Here is a 4654-nt window from a genome sequence, read left to right on the forward strand (position 1 = left end):
GTGGGACTACGACGGGACGCTCGATCGGATCCATCACACGCTCTACGTGGCCTGCCGGGAACAGGCCGGGCGGGAGGCCAACCCGACGGCGGGGATCATCGATAGCCAGAGCGTCAAGGGCGCGGAAAAAGGGGGGCCTCGATCGACCCGCCGGGCTACGATGCGGGCAAGAAGATCCGCGGCAAGAAGCGGCACGTCCTCGTCGACACGCAGGGTCTCCTGATGCACGCCCTGGTACACCCGGCCGACATCCAGGACCGCGATGGCGGTGTGCTGGTGATGGCCACGCTGTTCGGCCTCTACCCGTTCCTGATCAAGCTCTACGCCGACGGCGGCTACCAGGGACCGGTCTTTCAAACCGGCCTGCGCCGGGTCTGCCGCCAGATCTCAGTCGAGATCGTCAAGCGTTCCGATCAGGCCAAGGGCTTTGCCGTGCTGCCCAAGCGCTGGATCGTGGAGCGCACCATCGGATGGCTCAACCGCTGCTGGCGACTGGCCAAGGATTGGGAATGCAGAACCCGCAAGGCGCGCGCATTCCTCCTCTTGGCCTCAATCCGCCTCATGACGCGAAAACTCTGCCAGAAAACGATATGATGTCGGACTGACTCTCAGCCCGATGCTCAAGCCGAGACCGGTGCGCGGAGCGGGGAGTACGTCGCGCGGTAGCTGCGCGGCCCAATCATGGGAAGCAGGAGGTTTCTGGCCCAGCCCGGCATCCGTGCAGTCCGCGATAGGCGATCGGTCATCGCTTGGACATGGGCCACGCGGGGCCGGCGTAGCGCCTCGTACTCTAGACCGACCATGTCCCAGTCCATCCGCTCGGCAAGTAGCGTGGCCAGCACCAGCGCATCTTCCAGGGCGAGGGCGGCCCCCTGAGCCCAAACCGGTGCAGTCGCGTGCGCGGCGTCTCCCACGAGCGCCACCCGGTTCCGGGTCCAACTCGGAATGTGGACCTCTTCGAGCGGGGAATGATAAAGCGCTTCGGGTTGGGCCAGAACCGCATCGAGGGTGTTGCGGACGAGCCGTGGGAACGATGCAAAGGCAGTCTGGAAGGCAGCCAAGTCCCGCTCCCGTCCGGCGGATCCGCCGACTGAGACCCAGCCGTAGACCTCGCCACGGTCGACGGGGATGAGCAGGAACAATCCGTTCGATCCGGCCCACAGCGTCCAAGCGTCAAGACCCGGGTTCGGTGCCATGAACCGCCAGCTCGCCGAGGCCAGCATCGCCGCTCCGAGCGCGGAAGCGCCGAACGTGTCGCGTCGAACCCGCGAGTGGACACCGTCGGCGCCGACGAGGAATTCGCCGGTTTCGGCCGTGCCATCCTGGATCTCGACCGCGACGCCCCTCGGCATCTGCCGGACGGCGCTGATCTCAGATCCCGGCCGGAGATCGGTCGGGGGAAGGTCGAGCGTCAGGAGGCGCAGCAGGTCGGCGCGACGCACACAACGCGGGCACGCTTCTTCTCCCCAGAACGCCGCCTCGTCGATTTCGAAGAGGAGGCGCCCGCTCTCGGTGCGGTACTCGCGCCGACGGACGGGTGAGCCGACGGTGCACAGGGCTTCGCTCAAGCCGAGCTGGCCAAGGGCTTGGACTGCGTTCCCCGGCAGGTTGATGGCGAGGCCCGCATCGGCCGGCGTCGGACGCCGCTCCAGGGTGAGCGAGGGAATGCCGCGTCGCTGCAGCGCTCGCCGCATGGCAAGTCCGGCGATACCGCCCCCGGCGATGAGCACCCGGCCTGCTGCGCTGTCGTCCATGCTGTCTCGCCTCGTTGCCTGGCCCGTCGTCATCGTGACCGCGGCGTCGTCAAGCGCAGGGCCATGCTGGAGAAGACACCATCCTTGCGGATCAGCCCGTGCATCAGCGCGGCACCGAGATGGGCGAGGATGAGACCGAACAGGGCGTAGGCCAGCATCGTGTGAAGTGGACGCAGCCAGGCGTAGATCGTGGGATCGCGCGGCAGGATCGGCGGCAGCACCACCGCGCCGCCGAGCCCGATGGGGTAGCCGGCCGCCGACAGCATCGCCCAGCCGATCAGCGGCAACCCGAGCATCAAGCCGTAGAGCAGGATGTGCGAGGCGTGCGCCGCCTGTCGCTGCCAGCCCGGAAGGTCCGCCGGCAGTTCGGGCGGCGGATGGCGCCAGCGGTTGACGAGGCGGAGCGCCGCGAGGATCAGGATGCCGATGCCGAGGGGGCGGTGCAGCGCCACGAGGGCGTCATAGTGCGCCAGGGAGGTCACCATCGCAACGCCGATGAACAGCATCGCCAGGATCATGCCGGCCATGGTCCAGTGCAGCAGCCGGGCCGGTCGGTTGAAGTTCATGTTGGTGCTCACAATCCGGCTCCTGCAGCGGGGACATCGTGGACGGCGCTCGGGGCCTTCGGCTCGCCCGCGCGTCGCGCGAAGGATTGCGCGTAGGCTGCCGAGCGCGCGCTGAGCAGCGGATCGTCCGATCCCGCGATGCCGGCGGGCAGGACCAGGGGGTCGAAGTTCACGTCGCGGCAATTGCCGTCGGCCTCCGCCTCCGTCGCGGTCACGATCACCGTCCCGAGGTCGACGCTCGTCCGCTCGGCCGGCCAGGGACGCGTCGCGTCCGCCGTGGGATCGCCTGCTTCGCCGAGGGAGGCGACGAGGTGCCACCGCACGGGCGCCCGACGGACCGCAGTCTCGAACTCGTCGAACAGGTAATTCTTGTCCGCGCGTGCGGTCTGAGCCGCACTCTCCGCTGTCTCGGCCTGCCCCGGCACGAACGCCCAGCGAACGGGCGTTTCCGTGCCGTCTCCGGCCACGAACTGGAAGGCGTTCAAGCCCCGGAAGGTGTCGTCGGCGAACCCGGAGGTGATCCTGCGTTCCTTGATCAGGGCCGCCGCCGTTGCGCTCTCCGGGTTCGCGGCGAAGAAGGCTTTGAGCGCCTCCGGATCGGGCTTGCCCGTGGCCGGATCGGGCTTGGCGGCGAGAAGCTGGGCGTAGAACGCCTCCGGGGTCCGCACCGGGAAGACCGGGATATCGTTGTTTCCGGTGCGCCATTCCTCGCCATCGGGAAGTTGGAACCGCAGAGCGAGGCTGCGTACCGTCGTGGCGGCATCCGCCGCGTAGGGCTGGCCGCCCGCGAGGGCGATGCGTCCGGTGACCGGGGTGATCTGGCCTGCCGCGAACAGCGACGCCTTCGACAGGCGCTCGCCCCGGCTGGTGCTCTCGAAGCGGCCGACTAGGCAGAGCCCCTTGGCGTGGTTGCGCCGGAACCCCGGATGCGGTCCGTTGACCCTCTCGAAGCGGTCGACGATCCGCGCCTGGGTCAGGGTGCCCGGCGAGAACCAGCCGCCGACATAGGCGAAGGCCCCGGCGGCGCCGACGACAAGCCCTCCGATGGCACCGAGCCGCAGGAGAACGGCGCGCGGGTTCAGAGCCGGACTAGCGCCGGTCAGGTCGTTGAGGAGGGACATAGCTGGCCTTCAGATCTTCTTCGCGGTGGCGCGACGGAACTCATTGGCGAGCGGGTGCAGGACCGCCGGGTCGGCCGCTCCCACGAGGCTGTAGCCAAGCCCGTCCTGGGCCCAGGCGTAGCCGTTCGACGTCTCCGAGGTGTGCGGCTGCATCGGCGCGTCGCTGGGCACGGACATCGGCCGCATCAACATCACGAAGCGCGCGCCGTGCCCGTCATCGTACATCAGCAGGCCGGCTGGCCCCTGGGCCGTTGCGACGAGGCGTCCGCCCATAAGGTGATAGCCGGAGCCGCTGAGGTCAGGCACGCCCACCGGCCGCTTCAGCCGGGCCGAGAACCAGCCGGCAAGCTCGTCCCGGTCGGCTGCGGCGAGCTCGACCGGCCGGGTGTGGTCGGGGGCATAGACCGCGTAGTTCATGCTCGCAGCCTGGGCCAACGCCTCGATCCCAGTCGGCACCGGTGAGACCACATCGCGCAGGCCCCAGCCTCCGGCGCCGCCGAGGAGAAGAAGCAGACCGGCTGCCATTGCCTGCCAGACGGGACGTTGCGGGCGACGGCGTGCCTCGACGATCCGCGTCAGGTTCAGCTGGGCAGGAACCGGCTCGGCGGCGATGGGCGCGAAAGCGGCCCGCATCTCCTCGCCGAAAGCGACGAGGCGGTCGACGCGCGCCCGCGCCTCGGGATGATCGTTGAGATAGGTTTCGACCTCGCGCCTGCGGGAGGCATCCAGCCGCTCGTCCACGAGGCCCTGGAGATCGTCGTCGCTGATGGGACGCATGGTCATTTCACCCTCCGCAGGAGCGGGCGCTTGGCCGGAGCGGCGGCGTCGGTGCCGTCCATGAGCTGGAGCAACCGGTCTCGGGCGCGGGACAGGCGGGACATCACGGTGCCGGTCGGGATGGCGAGGATGTCGGCGGTTTCGGCGTAGGACAGCCCCTCCACTGTCACCAGCAGGAGGACGCTGCGTTGCTCCTCCGGCAGGGCATCGAGCGCGCTCATCAAGTCGCGGTGGCGCAGGCCGCTCTCTTGTGTGGGTGCCACAGCGAGGTTGGCTTCCGCCGTATCTTCGATCGGCATGTGAGCGCCGCGCCGCGCACGCTGGCGCATCTGCGTCACGGCGAGGTTGTGGAGGATGGCGAAAAGCCAGGTCCGCGTGTCGCCATCGACTTGGCGCTGGTGCCACCGACCGACGGCCCGTTCTAGAGCGTGTTATG

4 protein-coding genes and 2 pseudogenes are annotated in these 4654 nt (G+C 68.9%); 1 reads left to right on the forward strand and 5 read right to left on the reverse strand.

What is annotated here, in order from left to right:
• Positions 1–594 (forward strand): annotated as a pseudogene (locus COGEMETH_RS13915) (IS5 family transposase); the annotation flags it as partial.
• Between the two features lie 26 nt (positions 595–620).
• On the opposite strand, the gene COGEMETH_RS13920 reads toward COGEMETH_RS13915, so the two are convergent.
• From COGEMETH_RS13920 to COGEMETH_RS13940, 5 genes and pseudogenes are all read right to left on the reverse strand, one after another.
• The gene (locus COGEMETH_RS13920; RefSeq protein ID WP_238183235.1) at positions 621–1754 is read right to left on the reverse strand and encodes an FAD-dependent monooxygenase; all 1134 of its coding nucleotides are present in this window, start codon (positions 1752–1754) and stop codon (positions 621–623) included.
• Between the two features lie 29 nt (positions 1755–1783).
• Positions 1784–2320: a cytochrome b gene (locus COGEMETH_RS13925; RefSeq protein WP_373875367.1), complete on the reverse strand. Its 537-nt coding sequence runs from the start codon at positions 2318–2320 to the stop codon at positions 1784–1786.
• A gap of 8 nt (positions 2321–2328) precedes the next feature.
• On the reverse strand, positions 2329–3441 hold the full coding sequence (locus COGEMETH_RS13930) for a catalase family peroxidase (protein WP_238183237.1): 1113 nt from the start codon (positions 3439–3441) through the stop codon (positions 2329–2331).
• Between the two features lie 9 nt (positions 3442–3450).
• The gene (locus tag COGEMETH_RS13935) at positions 3451–4224 is read right to left on the reverse strand and encodes an anti-sigma factor family protein (RefSeq protein WP_238183238.1); all 774 of its coding nucleotides are present in this window, start codon (positions 4222–4224) and stop codon (positions 3451–3453) included.
• A pseudogene (locus COGEMETH_RS13940) lies at positions 4221–4643 on the reverse strand (sigma-70 family RNA polymerase sigma factor); the annotation flags it as partial. The pseudogene COGEMETH_RS13940 and the gene COGEMETH_RS13935, both read right to left, overlap by 4 nt.
• Between the last annotated feature and the right edge of the window lie 11 nt (positions 4644–4654).

It is taken from the genome of Methylobacterium trifolii (genome assembly GCF_022179685.1).
In the GTDB taxonomy this organism is placed as follows: Bacteria; Pseudomonadota; Alphaproteobacteria; order Rhizobiales; family Beijerinckiaceae; genus Methylobacterium; species Methylobacterium trifolii.